The 22,058-nt window shown below is 46.3% G+C and carries 23 protein-coding genes; 13 read left to right on the plus strand and 10 right to left on the minus strand.

Going from position 1 to position 22,058, the window contains the following annotated elements; translation table 11 throughout:
• Nucleotides 1-120 precede the first annotated feature (120 nt).
• From RCO84_RS06185 to hrpB, 12 genes are all read left to right on the plus strand, one after another.
• Nucleotides 121-1,200, plus strand: coding sequence for an SPOR domain-containing protein (locus tag RCO84_RS06185; RefSeq protein WP_445081694.1), 1,080 nt, complete (start codon nt 121-123; stop codon nt 1,198-1,200).
• Between the two features lie 99 nt (nt 1,201-1,299).
• Nucleotides 1,300-1,836: an FHA domain-containing protein gene (locus RCO84_RS06190; protein WP_006846465.1), complete on the plus strand. Its 537-nt coding sequence runs from the start codon at nt 1,300-1,302 to the stop codon at nt 1,834-1,836.
• Between the two features lie 229 nt (nt 1,837-2,065).
• Nucleotides 2,066-2,704, plus strand: coding sequence for an imidazole glycerol phosphate synthase subunit HisH (gene hisH, locus RCO84_RS06195; RefSeq protein WP_317584369.1), 639 nt, complete (start codon nt 2,066-2,068; stop codon nt 2,702-2,704).
• A gap of 16 nt (nt 2,705-2,720) precedes the next feature.
• Complete coding sequence (gene hisA, locus RCO84_RS06200) at nt 2,721-3,437, plus strand: 1-(5-phosphoribosyl)-5-[(5-phosphoribosylamino)methylideneamino]imidazole-4-carboxamide isomerase (protein WP_288574673.1); 717 nt, start codon at nt 2,721-2,723, stop codon at nt 3,435-3,437.
• Nucleotides 3,438-3,497: 60 nt separating this feature from the next.
• Nucleotides 3,498-4,277: an imidazole glycerol phosphate synthase subunit HisF gene (hisF, locus tag RCO84_RS06205; RefSeq protein WP_317584372.1), complete on the plus strand. Its 780-nt coding sequence runs from the start codon at nt 3,498-3,500 to the stop codon at nt 4,275-4,277.
• A 61-nt stretch (nt 4,278-4,338) separates the two neighbouring features.
• Nucleotides 4,339-4,986: a bifunctional phosphoribosyl-AMP cyclohydrolase/phosphoribosyl-ATP diphosphatase HisIE gene (gene hisIE, locus RCO84_RS06210; protein ID WP_006846460.1), complete on the plus strand. Its 648-nt coding sequence runs from the start codon at nt 4,339-4,341 to the stop codon at nt 4,984-4,986.
• Nucleotides 4,987-5,017: 31 nt separating this feature from the next.
• Entirely contained in the window at nt 5,018-5,734 is a 717-nt protein-coding gene (locus tag RCO84_RS06215; RefSeq protein WP_022121797.1) for a cell division ATP-binding protein FtsE, read from the plus strand.
• Between the two features lie 27 nt (nt 5,735-5,761).
• Nucleotides 5,762-7,084: an aspartate kinase gene (locus tag RCO84_RS06220; protein ID WP_264899898.1), complete on the plus strand. Its 1,323-nt coding sequence runs from the start codon at nt 5,762-5,764 to the stop codon at nt 7,082-7,084.
• Between the two features lie 139 nt (nt 7,085-7,223).
• On the plus strand, nt 7,224-8,381 hold the full coding sequence (lysA, locus tag RCO84_RS06225; protein ID WP_264899900.1) for a diaminopimelate decarboxylase: 1,158 nt from the start codon (nt 7,224-7,226) through the stop codon (nt 8,379-8,381).
• Between the two features lie 68 nt (nt 8,382-8,449).
• On the plus strand, nt 8,450-9,592 hold the full coding sequence (locus RCO84_RS06230; RefSeq protein WP_317584375.1) for a glycosyltransferase family 2 protein: 1,143 nt from the start codon (nt 8,450-8,452) through the stop codon (nt 9,590-9,592).
• Nucleotides 9,593-9,655: 63 nt separating this feature from the next.
• Nucleotides 9,656-10,429, plus strand: coding sequence for a hypothetical protein (locus RCO84_RS06235; protein ID WP_006846455.1), 774 nt, complete (start codon nt 9,656-9,658; stop codon nt 10,427-10,429).
• A gap of 31 nt (nt 10,430-10,460) precedes the next feature.
• Complete coding sequence (hrpB, locus tag RCO84_RS06240; RefSeq protein WP_317584377.1) at nt 10,461-13,037, plus strand: ATP-dependent helicase HrpB; 2,577 nt, start codon at nt 10,461-10,463, stop codon at nt 13,035-13,037.
• 206 nt (nt 13,038-13,243) lie between these two features.
• Here hrpB and RCO84_RS06245 read toward each other — a convergent pair whose 3' ends face one another.
• The 10 genes from RCO84_RS06245 to RCO84_RS06290 form a co-directional block, all read right to left on the minus strand.
• Nucleotides 13,244-13,402 carry a DUF4295 domain-containing protein gene (locus RCO84_RS06245; protein WP_006849046.1) on the minus strand — a complete coding sequence of 53 codons (159 nt, stop codon included), beginning with the start codon at nt 13,400-13,402 and terminating at the stop codon, nt 13,244-13,246.
• 43 nt (nt 13,403-13,445) lie between these two features.
• Nucleotides 13,446-13,634, minus strand: coding sequence for a 50S ribosomal protein L33 (rpmG, locus tag RCO84_RS06250; protein WP_006849045.1), 189 nt, complete (start codon nt 13,632-13,634; stop codon nt 13,446-13,448).
• 5 nt (nt 13,635-13,639) lie between these two features.
• Entirely contained in the window at nt 13,640-13,903 is a 264-nt protein-coding gene (gene rpmB / locus RCO84_RS06255; RefSeq protein ID WP_006849044.1) for a 50S ribosomal protein L28, read from the minus strand.
• A 147-nt stretch (nt 13,904-14,050) separates the two neighbouring features.
• The gene (locus RCO84_RS06260; RefSeq protein ID WP_118085826.1) at nt 14,051-14,563 is read right to left on the minus strand and encodes a CinA family protein; all 513 of its coding nucleotides are present in this window, start codon (nt 14,561-14,563) and stop codon (nt 14,051-14,053) included.
• Nucleotides 14,564-14,568: 5 nt separating this feature from the next.
• Nucleotides 14,569-15,594: a tRNA (adenosine(37)-N6)-threonylcarbamoyltransferase complex transferase subunit TsaD gene (gene tsaD / locus RCO84_RS06265; RefSeq protein ID WP_117693676.1), complete on the minus strand. Its 1,026-nt coding sequence runs from the start codon at nt 15,592-15,594 to the stop codon at nt 14,569-14,571.
• Between the two features lie 16 nt (nt 15,595-15,610).
• Nucleotides 15,611-16,471: a type I methionyl aminopeptidase gene (gene map, locus RCO84_RS06270; RefSeq protein WP_006849041.1), complete on the minus strand. Its 861-nt coding sequence runs from the start codon at nt 16,469-16,471 to the stop codon at nt 15,611-15,613.
• Nucleotides 16,472-16,579: 108 nt separating this feature from the next.
• The gene (locus RCO84_RS06275; RefSeq protein ID WP_317584379.1) at nt 16,580-17,200 is read right to left on the minus strand and encodes an HAD family hydrolase; all 621 of its coding nucleotides are present in this window, start codon (nt 17,198-17,200) and stop codon (nt 16,580-16,582) included.
• A gap of 35 nt (nt 17,201-17,235) precedes the next feature.
• Nucleotides 17,236-20,019, minus strand: a complete 2,784-nt coding sequence (gene metH / locus RCO84_RS06280) for a methionine synthase (RefSeq protein ID WP_317584380.1) — start codon at nt 20,017-20,019, stop codon at nt 17,236-17,238.
• A gap of 3 nt (nt 20,020-20,022) precedes the next feature.
• On the minus strand, nt 20,023-20,502 hold the full coding sequence (smpB, locus tag RCO84_RS06285) for an SsrA-binding protein SmpB (protein WP_006849038.1): 480 nt from the start codon (nt 20,500-20,502) through the stop codon (nt 20,023-20,025).
• Between the two features lie 93 nt (nt 20,503-20,595).
• Nucleotides 20,596-21,105, minus strand: a complete 510-nt coding sequence (locus tag RCO84_RS06290) for a DMP19 family protein (protein WP_317584381.1) — start codon at nt 21,103-21,105, stop codon at nt 20,596-20,598.
• 241 nt (nt 21,106-21,346) lie between these two features.
• Here RCO84_RS06290 and RCO84_RS06295 point away from each other — a divergent pair, with 241 nt between their 5' ends.
• Complete coding sequence (locus RCO84_RS06295; RefSeq protein WP_006849036.1) at nt 21,347-22,048, plus strand: iron-sulfur cluster assembly scaffold protein; 702 nt, start codon at nt 21,347-21,349, stop codon at nt 22,046-22,048.
• Nucleotides 22,049-22,058 lie beyond the last annotated feature (10 nt).

A 22,058-nucleotide genomic window follows, 5' to 3' on the forward strand; every position in this document is an offset into this window, starting at 1 on the left:
ACAAATTAGACTTTTTATGATTTCATCGAAAATTTTCTCTATTTTCTGTTGGTCATTTCCGAAAAAATCACTACCTTTGCAAACGTGAATAGACTAGAAAGACATATAGAGATCCTACTTTTGAGCAACGATTGCGTGATTGTCCCAGGATTTGGTGGCTTCATGGCTCATCATGTAGATGCGCGTTACGATGGCAGAGACAGCATGTTTTTGCCACCGCTGAGAACTATTGGCTTTAACCCACAGCTCCAGATGAACGATTCTCTCCTTGCACTTTCGTATGTTGAAGCATACGACATCAGCTATCCGGAAGCTTTGAACTGCATTGCTGACGAGGTAACAGAGATGCGCCAGTCTCTGGAGAATTCAGGAAAATTTGAACTGAATGATATTGGCACCATCATATTGAACGAAGACGGAAATTATACCTTCGAACCATGCGAGGCGGGCATTCTTACCCCTGAGTTGTATGGCTTGGGCGGCTTAAACATGCTCCCACTCGCGCAGATTTCTGCAGAAGAGGTTCAGAAGACTGAAGATTCTGCTGCTTCAATCATTGAAATGCCAGCAAAGACAGTAGAAAACAATCGTACAGAAAGCGAAGTCAAGAATCAGGATAGTAACCAGAAGATGGAGAGTGGACTCTCTGTCAACAATTCTGTGTTCGTTAACGAAGAAGAAGAAGAATCAAATGCCGAATTCATCAGCATCAAGAAGAGCTGGTTGCGCAATATTGCAGCAGCCTGCATCGCTCTCATTGTATTCTTCACCTACTCTTCTCCATTGGGAACCCCAACCGTTCAGAAGAGCCAAATCGACACAGGCATGCTGAACCGCATCATGCCTAAGGAGATTAATAAGGTTGCGCAACCTCAAGAACTGGTTCTTAGTACAGAATCACAGGCAGAAGAGAGCATTCCTGCCAAGTCTGTCAACATGGCTCAGGACAACGAATTGCAAACAGTTTCTTCTTACTACAGCATCGTTTTGGCAAGTCGTGTTACCAAGCGCAATGCTGCCTGCTATGCTGAACTCCTCCAAAACAAAGGATTCAAGGAAGCTAGGGTGTTGATTACGGATAATAATGTGAAAGTTATATATGGAACATACTCTACCGAGGGCGAAGCTTATACTGCTCTCAACCGTTTACACAACTATGATGCTTTTACTGACGGCTGGATTACGAAAGTGAAAGAATAGTTGATAGTTAAGAGTTTATAGCTAGAACAAAGAGCAAGGAGTATCGGAAACTTCTACAACACATTATTATAATAAAGACAGAAAAGTAAGAAAAAGAATATGAAAAGAGTACGTTGTCCTAAATGCGATAATTTTATCACCTTCGATGAGACCAAGTATCAGGCAGGTCAGAGTCTCGTTTTCGTTTGTCCTAATTGCAATAAGCAGTTTGGCATCCGAATGGGAGTTTCCAAGCTCCGCGAAACCCGAAAGGAGGAAAAACTTGACGAGAATGCCAACGAGAAGGGATACGGTTCTATCGTTGTCATCGAGAACGTATTCGCTTACAAACAGGTCATCCCGCTCCAGTTAGGCGACAACATCATCGGCCGCTACATGAAGAACAGCGGAATCAACTGCCCTATCGAAACCGTAGACCCAAGCGTTGACATGAACCATTGCGTAATTAACGTTAGCCGCGACAAGAAAGGCAAATTGAAATATGTACTCCGTGATGGACCAAGTTATACAGGAACTTTCGTTGACAATGAAATTCTGGGCGACAGAGAACGCCGCGTTATCGAAGACGGAACCCTGTTCACCATCGGAGCAACTTCTATCATTCTACGCACAGCAGACAGTGAAGAAGAAAACTAAGAAGTTTCGATTATCAAAATAAACACTCCAAAAGGAGCAATTGGATGTTGGTTTACATCCAATTGCTCCTTTTTCACTTAACGAAAACGTAAAAACACGCCATATTTCTAACTTTCTGAAAGAAATCTACTATATTTCGTAATCTTTTTGTTTTTATTTTCTTTAAATTAAAAGAAAATGTGTACCTTTGCATCGAAAAATAAGAAATAGAAATGAATTACGTTAGGTTATGGATGTAGCAATCGTAAAATATAATGCCGGAAATATCTATTCCGTAGTCAACGCCATGAAGCGTTTAGGCATCGAACCTGTACTTACAGATGATGCAGAAATGCTCCAGAAGGCTGACTGCGTCCTTTTCCCAGGACAAGGCCAGGCAAGAGAAGCAATGGAATATCTGAAGGCTCATCAGCTTGATCAAGTAATCAAGAACTTGAAGCAACCCGTCCTGGGCATTTGTGTAGGACAGCAACTCTTGTGCCGCCATTCGGAAGAAGGTGACGTAGATTGCATCGGAATCTTTGATGTAGATGTAAAGCGATTCCAGCCTCAGAAACACGAAGACAAGGTGCCTGCTATGGGATGGAATGAAATCTATGATTTGAAGACTGACCTTTATAAGGGGTTCGGAAACAGAATAGATTCTGACTCAGACAAGTCTACCGCTGATGCGCTGCTTCATCCCTACTCCTATTTCGTACATAGTTATTATGTGCCACTCTGCGAGGAGACCATTGCCAAGGCAGAATACATTCTTCCTTATAGTGCATCGCTCCACAAAGATAATTTCTATACCTGCCAGTTCCATCCGGAAAAGAGCGGAAAGGTGGGAGAACAGATTTTAAAGAACTTTTTAGAGATAAAATAAAAGAGGAAATACTAATATGATAGAATTAATTCCAGCTATCGACTTGATAAATGGCCAGTGTGTTCGTCTTACCAAAGGCGATTACGACCAGAAGAAGGTTTACAATGACAATCCTGCCGATGTTGCAAAACTGTTTGAGCAGATGGGCTTCAAACGCCTTCATGTAGTAGACCTCGATGGAGCCAAGTCAAAGCACATCGTAAATGATGCGGTGTTGAAGGCCATCACCACAGAAACCTCTCTCGTGGTTGATTTCGGTGGCGGAATCAAGACCGAAGAAGATATTGAGAAAGCTTTTGCTGCGGGAGCAAGCATGGTTACAGTGGGCAGCATTGCCGTCACTAATCCGGATCTCTTCATGCAATGGTTGGACAAGTATGGAGCTGACCGCCTGATTCTGGGAGCCGACGTAAGAAACGGAAAGATTTCTATCAACGGATGGAAAGAAGATTCTTCTGAAGATCTCCTTCCTTTCCTGAAAAAGTACATCGATAAAGGAGTACGCTATGTTCTCTGCACAGAAATCAGCAAAGACGGAACGCTGCAGGGACCTGCCATAGAACTCTACAAAGAAGTAATGGCTGCCTATCCTCAACTGCATCTTATCGCCTCAGGCGGAGTGAGTTGCAACGAAGACATCGAAGCATTGGAAACTGCAGGAATTCCTGCCGTAGTATTTGGAAAAGCTTTCTACGAAGGGAAAATCGATGTTAAGAAACTAGTTAATAGTTAAATAGTTGACAGTCAAAAAGTTTATAGTTAGGAGTTAAGTAATCATAAAGTTCAAAGTTCAATGGTCAAAGTTCAAAGTAACAAAGGATTAGCTAAACGAATCGTTCCTTGTCTTGATGTAAAGAACGGCGAGACGGTAAAGGGAACCAATTTCGTAAACCTTCGCAGCGCTGGTGACCCGGTAGAACTGGGAAAAGCTTATAGCGATGCTGGAGCCGATGAGCTCGTATTCCTCGATATTACAGCGAGTTTCGAAGAGCGCAAAACCTTTACGGATATGGTAACCCGTGTGGCTGCCGAAATCAATATCCCATTTACTGTGGGAGGTGGAATCAACGAACTCAAGGATGTTGACCGCCTGCTCAACGCAGGAGCAGACAAGGTAAGCATCAACAGTGCTGCCATCCGACATCCGGAGCTCATCGATGAAATTGCCAACCATTATGGCTCACAGGTTTGCGTATGCGCCATTGATGCACGTCTCGATTCTGACGGCTGGCACTGTTATGTAAAAGGCGGAAGAGAACGGGTGGAACTAGGATTGTTTGACTGGGCTAAGGAAGTAGCCGACCGGGGTGCCGGTGAAATTCTCTTTACCAGTATGGATCATGACGGTGTGAAACAGGGATTCGCAAACGAGGCCCTCGCCCGTCTTGCCGAAGAAGTAAGCATTCCTGTCATCGCCTCAGGAGGTGCTGGAAAGATGGAGCATTTCCGCGATGCGTTCACCCAAGGCAAGGCAGATGCTGCCCTGGCAGCCAGCGTGTTCCACTTTGGCGAGATTGCCATTCCTGACCTCAAGAAATACCTGAGAGAAGAAGGAATCAACGTGAGAATATAGAACACGTAAGGATACTGAGACACGTGAATATAATAATGTAAGAAAATAAAAACAAGATAAAATGGAAATAGATTTCGAAAAATTAGGCGGACTGGTTCCTGCCATCATCCAAGACGCAGTTACAAAGAACGTCTTGATGCTTGGTTTCATGAACCAGGAAGCATACGATAAGACAATAGCAACCAAAAAGGTAACATTCTGGAGCCGTTCACGCAACTGCCTCTGGACAAAAGGTGAAACATCAGGCAACTTCCTGAATCTCGTTAGCATTCAGAACGACTGCGATAACGACACCTTGCTGGTTAAGGTTCACCCAGACGGTCCAACCTGCCACAAAGGTACAGACACCTGCTGGGCAGAAGAGAATACACTCAACCCTATCCTCTTCCTCTCAGAGCTTCAGGACTTCATCAACAAGCGCCACGAAGAAATGCCAGAGGGAAGTTACACTACCAGCCTCTTCAAGAAAGGCGTTAATAAAATGGCACAAAAGGTTGGAGAAGAAGCTGTTGAAACCATTATCGAAGCCACAAACGGCAACAACGAGAAACTCATTTACGAGAGTTCAGACCTTCTCTATCACCTCATCGTACTGCTCACAAGCAAAGGCTTGAGAATAGAAGATGTAGTGAAAGAACTTCAGATGCGTCACGATCCGGAATGGGATAAGAAACGCCGCGTTGCCAAGAGCAAGGGCGAAATGAAATAACAAACTAACATTAAGGAGAAAAAAATAGAAGATGTTAATAGATTATCAGAACGTCAGCATATATCAGGCCGACAAGTGCGTGCTCCAAAACATCAATTTCCATATTGACGAAGGAGAATTCGCCTACCTTATTGGAAAAGTCGGCTCTGGTAAAAGTTCGCTATTAAAGACACTTTATTGCGAACTAGACCTTGTAGAGGGCGAAACCGAAAAAGCAGAAATTCTCGGCAGAGACCTCAAAACTATCAGGCGAAAGGAGATTCCGGCTCTGCGTAAGGAATTGGGAATCATCTTTCAGGATTTCCAGCTGCTACACGACCGCACCGTTCGCAAGAACTTTGAATTCGTACTCAAGGCAACAGGCTGGAAAAACAAAAAAGACCGAGAAAAGCGTATCGAAGAGGTGCTCAACGAAGTAGGCATGATTGATAAAATCGACAAGATGCCTCATGAGCTCTCAGGTGGTGAGCAGCAGCGTGTAGCCATCGCCCGCGCCATTCTCAATAATCCAAAAATCATCATCGCCGATGAGCCTACAGGCAATCTCGACCCAGAGACTGCCAGCAACATCGTGAGTCTGCTGAAAGACATCACCAAACAAGGCACAGCTGTTGTGATGACAACCCATAACATCCCGATGCTCGACAAATTCCCAGGCATCGTTTACCGCTGTAAGGAAGGTGTGCTCTACGACGTAACCAACGAGTACAACCACATCGACCTCACAGAGGATGGAGAAGATAATTAAGTGAAATAATTAAATAAAATTACGACTATGAAGGTAATGAAATTCGGAGGTACTTCTGTAGGCTCACCAGAGCGCATGAAGGGAGTAGCCTCATTGGTTACAGAATCAGGTGAACCAACTTTCATCGTATTGTCTGCGATGAGCGGTACAACAAACTCTCTCGTTGAGATCTCTGACTATCTTTACAAAAAGAATCCAGAGGGTGCCAACGAGGTAATCAACAACTTGGAGAAAAAATACATGCAGCATGTAGAAGAACTCTACTCTACCGAGGAGATGAAAAATACGACTCGTGAGTTCTTGCAGGGCGAATTCAACTATCTCCGCTCATTCACCAAAGACCTCTTCACTTCTTTCGAGGAGAAGAGCATCGTGGCTCAGGGCGAGATGATGAGCACCAACATGGTTGTAAACTACTTGAAGGAACAGGGTGTAAAGGCCGTATTGCTCAATGCATTAGACTTTATGCGCACTGACAAGAACGCAGAACCGGATCCTCAGTACATCAAGGAAAAGTTGGCTGCTATCATGGAGCAGAACCAGGGCTATCAGATTTACATCACTCAGGGATTCATCTGCCGCAACGCATACGGCGAGGTTGACAATCTGCAGCGTGGCGGTAGCGACTACACCGCATCTCTTATCGGTGCAGCTCTCACAGCTGACGAAATTCAGATCTGGACCGATATCGACGGAATGCACAACAACGACCCTCGTGTCGTAGAGCACACTGAAGCTGTCCGCCAGTTGAACTTCGAGGAGGCTGCTGAGTTGGCTTACTTCGGTGCCAAGATTCTCCACCCTACCTGTGTTCAGCCAGCTAAGTATGCAGGCATCCCTGTACGCTTGAAGAACACCATGGATCCTAAGGCCGACGGTACAATCATCGACAATGTCATCGTACGCGGCAAGATCAAGGCTGTTGCTGCCAAGGACAACATCACAGCCATCAAAATCAAGAGTAGCCGCATGTTGCTCGCTACAGGTTTCCTACGCAAGGTATTCGAAATCTTCGAGAGCTATCAGACTCCAATTGATATGATTGCCACTTCTGAGGTGGGTGTCAGCATGAGTATTGATAACGATTCTCATCTTAACGACATCGTAAACGAGCTGAAGAAATATGGTACAGTAACTGTAGATTCTGATATGTGCATCATCTGCGTTGTAGGTGATTTGGACTGGAGCAACGTTGGCTTCGAGACCATCGCTACCGATGCGATGAAGAACATTCCTGTACGCATGATTTCTTATGGTGGGTCTAACTACAACATCTCATTCCTCATCAGAGAGAAAGATAAGAAGCAGGCATTGCAGAACTTGAGCAACGTATTGTTCGAGAAGAAGTAATGCAAATGAAAACGAAGAGTGAAAAGTGAAGAATTCGTATGTAATGCTTCCTATCCACTCTTCGTTGGATATTCTGATTTACAATAAATTGGATATTCTGATTTAACTATAATAAGGTATTAATTTAAGATTAAGTGAAATGAAAGGTACATTTCCGATAGATAAGTTTCAGGAGATACAGACTCCGTTCTACTATTACGACACCAATGTGTTGCGCCAGACATTGAAAACCATCAATGAAGAGGCTGGCAAGCACGAGGGATTTGAAGTGCACTATGCCGTAAAGGCAAATGCCAACCCTAAGGTGCTCAATATCATCTGTCAGGCTGGTTTAGGAGCCGACTGTGTGAGCGGAGGAGAGATTCAGGCAGCCATCAAAGCCGGTTTTCCAGCCAGCAAGATTGTTTATGCTGGTGTAGGCAAAAGCGATTGGGAAATCAACCTCGGATTGGAGAAAGGCATCTTCTGCTTCAATGTAGAAAGCATTCCGGAGTTGGAAATCATCAATGAGCTGGCTGAAAAACAGAATAAGATAGCGCAGGTTTGTTTCCGCATCAATCCGGATGTCGGCGCCCATACGCACGCTAACATCACAACAGGTCTGGCAGAAAACAAGTTCGGAATTGCCATGCGCGACATGGAAGCCGTAATCGAAGAGGCTGCCAAGATGAAGAACATCCAGTTCCTCGGACTGCACTTCCACATCGGAAGCCAGATTCTCGATATGGGTGATTTCGAGGCACTCTGCAACCGTATCAACGAACTTCAGAACCAGCTTGAAGCACATCACATCGTTGTGAAGAACATCAATGTGGGCGGCGGACTGGGCATTGATTACAATCATCCAAACCGCCAGCCAATCCCTAATTTCAAGGATTATTTCGATACATACGCAAAGAAACTGAAGTTGCGCAATGGTCAGAAGCTTCACTTCGAGTTGGGTCGCGCTGTAGTGGGTCAGATGGGTTCTCTCATCACCAAGACACTCTACATCAAGCAGGGCACAGCCAAGCAGTTTGCCATTGTGGATGCAGGAATGACCGACCTTATCCGTCCAGCTCTCTATCAGGCTTACCATAAGATTGAGAACATCTCAAGCGATGAACCTATAGAAACTTACGACGTAGTAGGTCCTATCTGCGAATCAAGCGATGTCTTCGGCAAGGCTGTCGACATCAACAAAGCCCATCGTGGCGACCTCATCGCCCTCCGCTCAGCCGGAGCCTATGGTGAGATCATGGCGAGCCAGTATAACTGTCGCCTGTTACCAAAGGGTTATATTACAGAAGACTTTTAATATAGTTGAAAGTTAAGAGTTTATAGGATTCTCCTTTCTCTAGCTTTCTATATTACGAGAAAAAGAAAATGATGATCATTAGTACAACTACTATAATAGCAGGCGCAGTGGTGGTTTTATTGGCGGTTCTCGGATCGCTGATAAATCCATTTCTGCGCTCGTTGCGCTTTCAAAAGACAGAAACGGCAGAGAATCAACCTCCTGTCAGTATACTCATTACCGCACACGATAATCTTACTGAATTGGAGAGGAATCTCCCTATGTTCCTGCGCCAGCAGTACGCTGCCGACTATCAGGTAATCGTAGTCTGCCAGAGTACAGATGGCGAGACACAGGATTTTCTGAAGCGAACAGCAGCCGAGAACCCTCATCTGTATTATACTTACATTCCTGAGAGTTCACGCTACATGAGCCGCAAGAAATTGCAGATTACACTGGGTGTGAAGGCAGCCAAACATGAATGGATTATTTTGACAGAACCTAATTGCCGCCCAAGCAACGACAAGTGGCTGCAAACCATGGCCCGTCAATGTCAGGACCCAAACCATCTGGTATTGGGATATGTAGCCCTTGATGAGGAAACCAAGAGCGTACGCCGTTTCGACAGCATCCGCAAGGCTTACTATGTTTTGCGCCGTGCCCAACAGACCTACGGCTATCGCAGTCACATGCCAAATGTAGCTTTTCGCAAGAGCGACTTCATGAAGGAACAGGGCTATCAGGGCAACCTGGAATATGTTCGCGGCGAATACGATTTTCTCGTCAACAAGTATGCACTTTGCGGAGATACTGCTACAGAACTGGATTGCGATGCATGGCTCATCCGTGAAGCACCATCGAGCAAGAGCTGGCACAATGCCCACCTCTATCTGCAGGCTTCACGCAAGAGTCTGGAAAGAGCCGGTTCCATGCGTACCCTCATGTTCTTCGACCATCTCATGCCACATCTCAGTCTGATAGCAACACTGGCCGTTGCAGCCTACTCTATCCTCATGAAGAATTGGATTCTTACAGGATGCGCAGGTTTCAGTTTCCTCCTGCTGTTCATCTTGAGAATGCTGATAGCCAACAAGGCCATCAGACACTTTGATGACGGAATAGCAATGTTCAAACTGCCATTCTTCGAATATGGAATCATCTGGAGAAATCTGGCTACCAAATTGCGCTATTGGCGGGCTGACAAAAACGATTTCACTTCTCATAAACTCTAAACAGAGTAAAAAGGAAGTAACAGTCTATCAGAATAATAACAGTTAAAAATAACCGACAGAACGATGAAAGTATATTTGTTCATTTCCAACCATAAGAAGTTGCTGAAGATGTATCTTCCATACATCGAAGCCTTGAATAAGCAGCTCGACATCACCAACAGTCTGGTTGATGCCGACATTGTGTTGATTATAGGAGCATGGACATGGCAGGGAGCCCAGATAGCAAAGAAAGCAAAGCAGATGGACATTCCCTACATCGTTTGTCCACTAGGCGATATTTCTGAGAGAAACTGCAAGAACCCTTACTTGAAGCGTTCACTGCAACAGTCTATGTATCAGAAAGCCATGTACGCCAAAGCCAACCTCATAGTAGCTACTACCCCTATGGAGAAAAACTATCTGGAAAAGAAAGGTTGGAACAAGCGCATCGCCCTGATTCGCTATGCAGGCTACAGTCATCTTACCAACACTGAAGCCATGATGCAAAACTGGCAGGAGACGGATGAGGAGACGCTGGCAGTCTTCGAGCAGCAAAAGGCAGAAGCCATCGCTGCCCAAACCAAACAGGCTATCATCGCACAGATTATGCAGATAAAAAGCCGCATGCCGCATCAGAATATTCCGCAAAAATATCTTGACGATTTACACACTCTGCTCTATGCTGATGATTATGATGAGGATGCTATCAAGCAAGAACTGGCAGAGAAGAAACTCTCTTCCTATGCCGCCTCCGTTTTCCAGACCATGACAGATAAAACAGGACTCACAGAAGGCTTCATGCCGATTCCTGCCAAAAAGGGCAGAAAGAGTAAAGAGATTCTGAAATTTGTGAAATAAAAGAAATCTGAAGTTTGTGAAATAAGAAGAAATGAACTTAGATAGAATAGAACAGCAGGCTGGTCATCTGCCAGCTTACCAGATAGCCGACTCTGTCAATGAAGCATTGATGGAGTCGGCTAACCTTGTTATTACAGCTCCTCCTGGAGCCGGTAAATCTACCCTCCTCCCGCTCACCATTCTGCGGGGCATGAGTGATCAGGCATTGGAAGGTTTCATCCATAATCATCTTAAAAATCAGGGTAAGATTCTGATGCTCGAACCGCGCCGCCTGGCTGCTCGCCAGATAGCCGAACGGATGGCACAGATTCTGGGAGAACCCGTGGGAAAAACCATCGGCTATCGGGTAAGATTCGAAAGCAAGGTTTCGGATGATACACGCATCGAAGTCCTTACCGAGGGCATTCTCACCCGAATGCTGGTCAATGATGCTACACTCGAAGGCGTTTCGTGCCTCATCTTTGATGAGTTTCATGAGCGCAGCATCAATTCCGATCTGGCGTTAGCGCTGGCCCGACAAACACAGGAAATCATCCGCCCCGACCTGAAGCTCATTATCATGTCAGCAACAATCGATGCTTCTATCATCTGCCAGGCACTTCAGGCTCCGCTTATCGAGAGTAAAGGCAGAATGTTTCCGATAGAAACCATTTATGCAGACCACGACATCGACAGATATCAGGTAGCGCAGGAAATGGCAGCCACTATCTGTCAGGCTTTCAGAAACCAGGAAGGCGACATTCTTGCCTTTCTGCCGGGACAGGGAGAAATCATGAAATGCGAAGAACTGCTTTGCTCTGTCCTGCCCTCAGCCACTCTTTACCCGCTATACGGTAACCTCTCGCCTGAAAAGCAGCGACTCGCAATCGCTCCTTCCAAACCAGGTGAACGGAAAATCGTATTGGCCACCCCTATCGCCGAAACTTCTCTCACCATCGAGGGGGTACGAATCGTTGTGGATTCCGGACTATGCCGAAAACTGGTATATGATGCCCGTACAGGCTTGAGCCATCTCGAAACCGTTCGTATTAGTCAGGACATGGCTACGCAACGAAGGGGGCGTGCGGGCAGAATAACATCAGGCGTATGTTACCGGCTTTGGACACAGACCTCGGAACATCTGATGCCAGAACAACGGCTGCCCGAAATACTGGATGCAGATCTCTCTTCCATGGTTCTCGACATTGCAGCTTTCGGCGAAAACAAACCGGAACTGCTGCCTTGGCTCACCCTTCCTCCCAAGGGCAACCTCGTATTGGCACAGCAACTTCTTATGTCGCTCAATGCCCTCACTCCAGATCATGATGCTCACGCTCTCAGTGGCAGCATCACTGCAGAAGGCAGCAGAATAGCTCAACTTCCTTGTCATCCGCGCATTGCCAAGATGATGATCAGCAGCGATTCTCCGGCGAGCCAAGCCCTTGCCTGCGACATTGCTGCTCTGCTGGAAGAGAAAGACCCGATGGGCGAAAATGAAGATTCAGACATGACGCTCCGCCTTTCACTCCTCCGCTCCGCACGCTGCAAGAAGAATCTGGGGCGCTGGGCACGTATCGCTCAGATTGCACAGGAATACAGGAAGATGCTGCGTATCAGGGAAGACAACGAGCCAATTGATGCAGAGGAAGTGGGCCATCTCATCGCCCTAGCCTACCCTGAGCGCATCGCCCATGCCACCGACCATGCGGGTAACTTCAAGATGTCGAATGGCAACACGATTTTCATCGACCCGTGCGACAGCATGGCAGCAAACGAATGGCTTGCCATCGCATCACTCAACCTCGCTTCAACCTCATCATCCAATTCTGGGCAGGGACGGAAAGGAAGGGTATTTCTCTCAGCCCCCGTCAACTGGAAGAACTTGCCGGCACAAACCTGTGAAAATATTTCCTGGAACAGTAAAACGCTGGAGGTAAAGATGCAGCAGGAAACACGGATAGGAGCGCTCATCATAGACAGCAAGCCGATACAAAATGCCAACCGAGAGACTGTTTCTAATATTATCTGCGAAGCTGCCAGAAAAGACGGACTCAGCATGTTCGATTGGAACGAATCGGTTCATCGTCTGCAACAGCGCGTGGCGCAAGTAGCTGAATGGCATCCGGAACTGGAGATTCCCGACCTGTCAACGGAGCATCTCCTGCCAACAGCCCGAGCGTGGCTCCCTTTCTATCTCGAAGAAGGTGGTAAGATGAAGACTTCTGTTACTGAGCTGAAGAAACTCAACCTGTGCGAAATCTTATGGAACATCCTTCCTTATGAGCTTCAGCAGGAGATAGACCGCCTTGCTCCCACCCACATCCGTGTGCCATCGGGCAGCAATATCCGCATCGATTACCGCCAGGGAACCGAAGCTCCGGTTCTGAGTGTTCGGCTTCAGGAGTGTTTCGGAATGACATCAACACCAACTGTCGATGCTGGCAGACAGCCCCTTCTACTTGAGTTGTTATCTCCCGGTTTCAAGCCCGTTCAGCTTACTCAGGATCTCGCAAGTTTTTGGCAAGGCACTTACTTCGAAGTCCGCAAAGAACTGAAGCGCCGATACCCTAAGCATTTCTGGCCTGAAAACCCGTTAGAGAGCCAGGCCGTGAGAGGTGTCAAACGATGATAAGAGGAAGCAAACGCTAAGAAGATTCGTAAGAGACGATAAAAGAAGCTTCAAGTAGTATTGTAAAAGGCCAAAAGCTGTTTTCTTGACCTTAGAAAAGAAAAAGAAGAAAAAAAAGGTCGCTCTCCTATCTGGGTAGCGACCTTTATCTTTATATTTGAATTTTGATGTAATCTTAATTCAACGATGCATCATCTGCAAGGAAATTAATCCTTGAAGAAATCCTTAACAGCCTCGTTTGGTACCATCTTCTCATCGAAAACGTATGCACCAGTCTTAGGGCTCTTAACCATCTTGATAACCTTTGTATATGCGCGACCATCCATGTTACCTTCGTGGAGGGTAGCGACCGCTTTCTTTGCCATAGTCTATTTAAATTGATAAAATTATTAAACTTGTAAGCTAAGCTTACTTAATCTCCTTGTGAAGAGTCATCTTCTTAAGGATTGGGTTGTACTTCATCAACTCAAGACGCTCAGGAGTGTTCTTACGATTCTTTGTAGTCACGTAACGGCTTGTACCTGGCATACCACTGTTCTTGTGTTCAGTGCACTCGAGGATAACCTGTACTCTATTACCTTTTGCTTTCTTTGCCATGATATTTATTCTCCTATAACTTTAATGTCCTTCCAATCTACGTAACCCTTCTTTACTGCCTGATTCAAAGCAGCATCGAGACCTACCTTATTAATAAGACGAAGACCAGCAGCACTGATCTTGAGGCTGATCCAGCAACCCTCTTCTACATAGTAGAATTTCTTGCTGAAGAGGTTAACATCAAAGCTTCTCTTTGTACGGTGCTTTGAGTGAGACACATTGCAACCTAACTGTGCCTTCTTACCTGTAATTTGACAAATCTTAGACATTTCTATCTTTAATTTTGTAATTCGTTAATTGATACCTATTCCAAACAGAGTGCAAAATTACAAAATAATTTGGTAATAACAAAATAATCCCTAAAAGAACGCTGTCTTTTAAGGATTATTAATATTTGATAGCCTTAAATTAGCAATTTAAGCCTCTTTTTTAAGTTCTTCAGCATGTTCTTTCAAGAATTCGAGCATGCCTTTAAGCGCTGTATTTGTGGCAATTGCAAGGTTGATGTCGCGTCCGAAATCTTCGGTGAGTTTTACTACGCGAACATCGTTCTTATCGCCATAACCTACATAGATTGTGCCCACAGGAATGGCTGGAGTTCCACCCGTCGGACCAGCCACACCCGTTGCTGAAATGGCGAAGTCTACATTCAGGGTCTTGATTGTGCCGAGCACCATCTCCCTAGCCACTTCTTCGCAAACGGCAGTCTGCTCCTCCAGAACCTCATGGCTCACGCCCAAAAGATTCTCCTTTACCTCGTTGGTGTAGCTTACTACACCACCCTTGAAGTAATTGCTGGCACCTGGCACAGAAATCAGCGCCTCGGCGATACGACCGCCTGTGCAGCTCTCTGCTGTGCCTACTGTCTTGTCACTGTTGTAGAGCATCTCCTGGATGCCCTTGCTTAATATCTTTGTTTCAAATTCCATATTTCTTACTTAAATGTTACTTTACTATAGGCAGGCAAGTCGATGGTTGCAAACTCGCCATCACGATACTTGAAGGTTCCCACGCAGCCTATCATCGCCGCATTATCGGTAGTATAGCTGAACTTAGGGATGTAGATAGTCCAACCGAAGCGCTTGGCATGATCGCGGAAAGCGTTGCGCAAACCATTATTGGCACTCACACCTCCAGCTACAGCCACATGCTTGATGCCGGTCTGCTTGACAGCCATGCGGAGTTTCTTCATCAGAATATCAACGATGGTAAACTCTATGCTGGCAGCCAGATCGTACTTGTTCTTCTCAACAAAATCAGGATCAGCAGCCACCCATTTGCGCAAGCTGTAGAGGAAACTGGTCTTAAAACCGGAGAAACTGTAGTTCAATCCCGGAATATGAGGCTCAGAGAAACTGAATGCCTTCGGATTGCCCTGGCGTGCATACTTATCTACGACAGGACCACCAGGATACCCCCACTCCAGCACCTTGGCGCACTTGTCAATAGCCTCGCCAGCCGCATCGTCGATGGTCTGTCCCAGTACCTCCATATCGTTGTAGGCATTCACCTTTACGATCTGCGAATTTCCACCGCTCACGAGAAGACAGATGAACGGGAATGGAGGTGCACTCTGGTCATCATCGCTCTCCTTGATGAAATGAGCCATCACATGACCCTGCAGATGGTTTACATCTATCATCGGAATATTGAGCGAACGGGCGAATCCCTTGGCAAAGCTTACACCCACGAGAAGCGAGCCCATCAGACCCGGACCACGGGTGAAGGCTACGGCAGAAAGATCTTCCTTCTTGATGCCGGCACGCGCGATGGCCTGGTCAACGACCGGAACCACATTCTGCTGGTGGGCACGGGAAGCCAACTCCGGAACAACACCGCCATAAGCCTTGTGAACCTCCTGGGAGGCGGTTACATTGCTCAGCAGCACACCATTCTTGAGCACTGCTGCAGAGGTATCGTCGCAGCTGCTCTCTATACCTAATATATATATATCCTTCATTTCTTAACATTTAACGTTAATATGTCAAAACCTCCACACCTGTCTCTGTCATCACAAGCGTGTGCTCCCACTGCGCAGATGGCTTCTCATCACCGGTGATTACTTCCCAACCGTACGGATCGTCCGCATCGAGGAATACCTGCCAGGTGCCCATGTTGATCATTGGCTCGATGGTGAATACCATGCCCGGAACGAGCAGCATGCCAGTGCCTCTATGACCATAGTGAAGAACCTCAGGCTCTTCATGGAACTGGCAACCTACGCCATGACCGCAAAGATCGCGAACCACACCATAACCATACTTCTTGCAATGCTTCTCGATAGCATGACCGATATCACCTACGAACGAGTATGGCTTGGCAACCTCCATACCGATTTCCAGGCATTCCTTGGCTACGCGAACCAGCTGCTCCTTTTCAGGAGTAGTCTTGCCGCCAACGATGAACATACGGCTGGCGTCAGCGTAATAGCCATCTACGATGGTTGTCATGTCCACATTGATGATATCGCCCTCTTCGAGCACATCCTCTTCCTTAGGAATACCATGGCAAACCACTTCGTTGATAGAGGTACAAACGCTCTTAGGATAGCCTTCGTAATTGAGACACGCAGGAATGGCATTATGATCCTTGCAATACTGCATGCAGAGATCATCAATCTCCTGGGTGTTGATTCCCGGACGGATCATCTCGGCTACCGCATCAAGACAACCGGTGTTTACGACACCACTCTTGCGGATGCCTTCTATCTGTTCTGGAGTTTTAATCAAGTCACGGGTAGGAACAAGTTTACCCTTGTTTTCCCAAAACATTACCTGCTTATCGAGCTCTGTAAGAGGCTGACCTGGCAAGCAATGCCATCTTTTCTTCTTAATCATTGTATTATGTATTTAATATTTGCGACTGCAAAAGTACATTTTTTATTGCAGAGCACAAAATAAAATGGCAATTATTTGCATTTTAGTGCAAATAATCACCACAAATAATTACTTCAAATGCTCGTAAATCTTATCGCACCAGTCTTCTCCATTCTGTGGACAATAAGTAAACAGTCCCAGTTCTGAGGCTGCACAGCAGTTACGGGGGCCATCATCAATAAACAGACACTCCTCTGGCATGATCTGCTCCTGAGAAAGGACATAACGGAAGAAATTCTCATCCGGCTTCATATACTTCACCTCATAAGAACGGTACATCGCATCGAAATAATCGCCGATAGGATGACCGTCGCCGGAGAACGCCTCGCTGTCTACCCAGGCTGATACATAAGGGTTGGTATTGCTGAGCAAGATTACATGGTAGCCCTGCTTCTTAAGATTGCGGAGAGTAACCAGATTGCGTTCTGGAATTTCCTTCATGTAGCCCAGCCAGCAATGCTGCAGTTCCTCGAAGGTTACCTCGCGGCCAATCTTCTTGCACACTTCCCGACGATATTCCTCCTCGGAAATCTTGCCCTCTTCCAGCTGACCGTTTAAGCCAACCTGTTTATAAGGGTCCATCTTCTTCGCAAACTCCTTCATACCCAACTCAATGAAACGTTTGCCTGCCTCATTCTCGTCGAGGGTGATGATGACACCACCCATATCAAAAATCACAGTTTTAATCATATAAGTATCCTAAAAACGTTGTATTCTTTATCTTGTCAGAACAGCTCCAGCTTGTTCTTTCTAGCCTCTGAGAGCGAGGCTATCTTAGCCTGCTCTTCGTGATAGTCCTGGCGAAGTTTCTCGTAGCGCTCCTTCAGTTCCGTCTCAAACTTAGGACCTTCTACCTCGTTGAGGAATCGGGCACAGATTCCGGCATTGAGCGATGCGTCCTTCACCCAGATGACCGGTCCGTCATATTCAGGCGCAATCTTCAGAGCCACATGCAGTTCGCTCGTCGTTGCCCCACCTACCATGATAGGAATGCGCAAACCAGCCTTCTGCATTTCTCGGGCCACATGAACCATTTCTTCAAGCGAAGGGGTGATAAGTCCGCTCAAACCGATTGCATCTACCTTTTCATCGATAGCTTTCTGTACAATCTGTTCGGCTGGAACCATCACACCTAAGTCGATGATTTCGTAATTGTTACATGACATAACCACGCAGACGATGTTCTTTCCGATATCATGAACATCGCCCTTCACGGTTGCCATCAGAATCTTGCCGGCAGTTGTTGCTCCACCCTGTTTTTCTGCCTCGATATGAGGCTGAAGGATAGAAACTGCCGATTTCATCGTGCGAGCCGTCTTGACAACCTGCGGCAAGAACATTTCGCCTTTTCCAAAAAGTTCGCCTACCAGGTTCATGCCGTCCATCAGAGGACCCTCAATCACGTTTACTGCATGAGGATATTTGGCAAGTGCTTCGTCAATATCCTGCTGCAGGAAATCGGTGATTCCTTTTCTCAGCGCATACTTCAGACGTTCTTCCACACTCTCCTTTCGCCATTCAGGAGCAGCCGATTTCTTGGGAGCAACACCGCCTGCCTTAGCTGCAGCCTTGGCAGCATCAGCCTGGGCTTTTATCTCTGCCGCAAGCTCGATAAGTTCATCAGCTGCACCTTTTCTCCTATTCAGCACCACATCCTCGATGAGCTGAAGCTGTTCTTCAGGAATTTTATTGTAATCCATTCTGGCTTTGGCATTTACAATACCAAAGTCCATACCTACCTGCTGGGCATGATGCAGGAAAACACAATGGATAGCCTCACGGATATAAGTATTGCCACGGAATGAGAACGAGAGGTTACTGACACCTCCGCTGACATGTGCGCCAGGCAGATTCTGATGAATCCACTCCGTTGCACGGATGAACTCAACAGCATAATTATCATGCTCCTCCATACCGGTAGCTATGGCAAGTACGTTCGGGTCGAAGATGATATCGAGCGGATTCATGCCCAACTTGTTTACCAGAAGATGATAAGCACGTTCTGCTATCTCGATGCGGCGCTCGAAAGTGGTAGCCTGACCAACCTCATCAAAACACATCACAACAACGGCTGCACCATAGCGCAACACATCGCGGGCATGAGAAAGGAATACTTCCTCACCCTCCTTCAAACTGATGGAATTGACAATACACTTGCCCTGGCAGCACTTCAAGCCAGCCACTATGACGTCCCATTTGGAAGAGTCGATCATCACCGGAACCTTCGCAATGTCTGGTTCGGCTGCAATCATATTCAGGAAATTAACCATCTCGGCTTTCGCATCGAGCAAACCATCGTCCATATTCACGTCAACGACAGCTGCTCCATCAGCCACTTGCTTTCTGGCAATACCGATGGCTTCTTCATAATTCTTTTCGTTAATCAAGCGCAGGAACTTCCTGCTACCAGCTACGTTACAGCGTTCGCCCACATTGACAAACCGACTGGCGTCAACCGGCAAATGTACGGAGTCATCGACCTGCAGAAGGTCTAATCCCGAGAGCCACATATACTTAGGTTTCTCCACCACTTGATGCGGTTTCTTACCCTCAGCGATACGGGCGTAATGAGCGATGAATTCAGGACTTGTACCGCAGCATCCGCCTATGATGTTCACGATGCCTTCATCGATGAATTCGGCTATTTGCGGAGCCATCGATTCGGCTGTCTCGTCATATTCGCCCATTTCGTTAGGCAAACCGGCATTAGGATGCGCACTAATATAATAAGGTGCAACCTGAGCCATGTGCTCGATGAAAGGTTTCATCTGAGGAGCACCAAAGGCACAGTTCATGCCGACAGAGAAGATAGGATAAGGAGAAAGCGAAGCAAGGAAAGCATCTACAGTCTGGCCACTGAGCGTTCTGCCCGCCAGATCACTCACCGTAAGACTGATCATGACAGGCAACTCTACTCCATGTTTCTTCATCATGGTGAGCGCCGCATCTATCATCGCCTTGCAGTTGAGTGTATCAAAGATGGTTTCGATGAGAATCACGTCAGCACCGCCTTCGATAAGTCCGTCCACCTGTTCGCATACATCGGTGAAAAGCTCATCGTAGGTAATCTCGCGGGCGGCAGGATTGCTGACGTCCGGACTCATGGAGCAAGTCTTGTTGGTTGGTCCCACATCTCCTGCAACGAAGCGTGGTTTATCAGGCGTAGAAAACTTATCGCATTCGATACGTGCCAGTCGGGCACCCTCGAATGCCATTTCGCGGGCGCAGTTCTCCAGGTGATAATCAGTCTGCGAAATGCGCTGGCACGAAAAAGTATTCGCGGTAATAATATCGGCGCCAGCCTCCAGGTAGCGTCGGTAAATATCAGATATCACATCAGGACGAGTGATGTTGAGCATGTCGTTGTTGCCTTTCATCATACCCGGCAAATCGCGGAACCGCTCTCCTCTGAAGTCTTCTTCTGTAAGATTATACTTCTGAATCTCAGTACCCATGGCACCATCGAGAATCAGAATCTTCTCCTTTACAATCTCTCTTAAATTCTTCATTGTCTAAAAGTGCTTGATTGCTCTATCCATCTCCCTTCTGTCTTCCTTTTCTTTCAGAGTCTGGCGCTTGTCATACTCCTTCTTTCCCTTACAGAGGGCTATATCCACCTTGGCTCTACCGTGATTATCGATAAAGATGAGGGTGGGAACAATGGTGAAACCAGGCTGCTTGCTGTCCTCTTCAAGACGGCGCAATTCGCGCTTGGTGAGAAGAAGCTTGCGGTCGCGGCGAGCCTCATGATTGCTGAAAGAACCATAGAAATAAGGAGAGATGTTCATTCCCTTGACCCAAAGTTCGCCCTGATAGAAATCGCAATAACAATCTACCAGCGAAGCCTTTCCGCCACGGATAGACTTTATCTCTGTTCCCGTAAGCACAATGCCTGCGGTATAAGTATCAACGAAGAAGTACTCGAACGAAGCCTTCTTGTTGCGTATCTGTATCGGACTCTTCTTACGGAGTTCCTGTTCTTGCTTGTTCATATATATAATAATGTATTATAAGTTTATAGTTTAAAGTTTATAGTTTATAGGGCAAGCCTGCTATACGGCGAAGCCGCTATTAACTATCAACTATTAACTTTTGACAATTTCGCAGAAATTGTCGATATGATCATCGATGTAGAAGGCAACCTTGCTGGTCCACTCTTCTTCGTTCTCAACGAACTCATCGTCAAAATCATCAAACTCAGGAAATTTTTCGTAGAGCGCCATAAACTCCTCATCGGTCAGATCGCGCTCAATCTCCTCATGATTTGTCTTATACAGGAAATGACTCTTCTTGATGAGTTTGGCGAGATCTGTCAATCCCCAGTTTTTAAACGCCTTGTCGGTAGGGTTCTTCCAGAGGAAAGCACCGTAACCGTTATGTATGAGCTGAACCATTCCGCCATCCATCATCTCCTCATGCAGGATATTCCAAGCCAGAAGAGTAATCTGGTCGCTGTTGAGCTGCGCCATGGTTTCGGCAGTCAGTTCACCACCAATCGCTTCGCGGATAGCGTCCACGAAAGCCTTTACAAATTCATCCATGCCCGCCTCGGCAGCATGCTGAAGCTTGGCATCGTTTATCTTTACTTCGATCATAATCTACAAAATTGCAATTTTCAGTTTGCAAAGATACATGAAATTGTGCATAAACCCAAGAAAAAATCTAAATATTAGGTTAAAGAGTTAAAAAGAATACCCAATTTTAGGTATTTTCCGGATTTTTTTTGTACTTTTGTGCTCGGAATTGAGGTGATGGCACCGATGTTTCAGCAAAACAATATGAATTAAGTACAGAACTTTATACTTATAATATTCATTAATATAAAATTTAGCGAATATGATCTATTCTAAAGAAGTAGACAACATGTGCGTTGTCGCTAAGGGTCCTAACCACGGACCAGCTCCAATTCCTGAAGAGGGAAAATGGATTCAGGCAAAAGAGATCAAAGACATCTCTGGTTATACTCACGGTGTGGGTTGGTGTGCTCCTCAGCAGGGTGCTTGCAAGCTCTCTTTGAACATCAAGGAAGGCGTTATTCAGGAGGCTCTTGTTGAGACTATCGGTTGTACTGGTATGACTCACTCAGCTGCTATGGCTTCTGAGATTCTCCCAGGCAAGACTATTCTTGAGGCTTTGAACACTGACCTCGTATGCGATGCTATCAATACAGCTATGCGCGAGCTCTTCCTCCAGATTGTTTACGGTCGTAGCCAGAGCGCTTTCTCTGAGGGCGGTCTCGTTATCGGTGCAGGTCTTGAGGACTTGGGTAAGGGTCTTCGTTCACAGACTGGTACTCTCTATGGTACTGTAGCTAAGGGTACACGTTACCTCGAGTTGACAGAGGGTTACATCACAAAGCAGTTCCTCGATAAGGACAGCCAGGTTTGTGGTTATGAGTATGTTCACCTCGGCAAGATGATGGAAGCTATCAAGAACGGTATGGACGCTAACGAGGCTGTCAAGAAGTTCACAGGTAGCTACGGTCGTACAACTGCTGAGCAGGGTGTTGTTAAAGCAATTGATCCACGTAAAGAATAATAAGGAGATA

The organism is Segatella copri (assembly GCF_949820605.1).
GTDB lineage: Bacteria > Bacteroidota > Bacteroidia > Bacteroidales > Bacteroidaceae > Prevotella.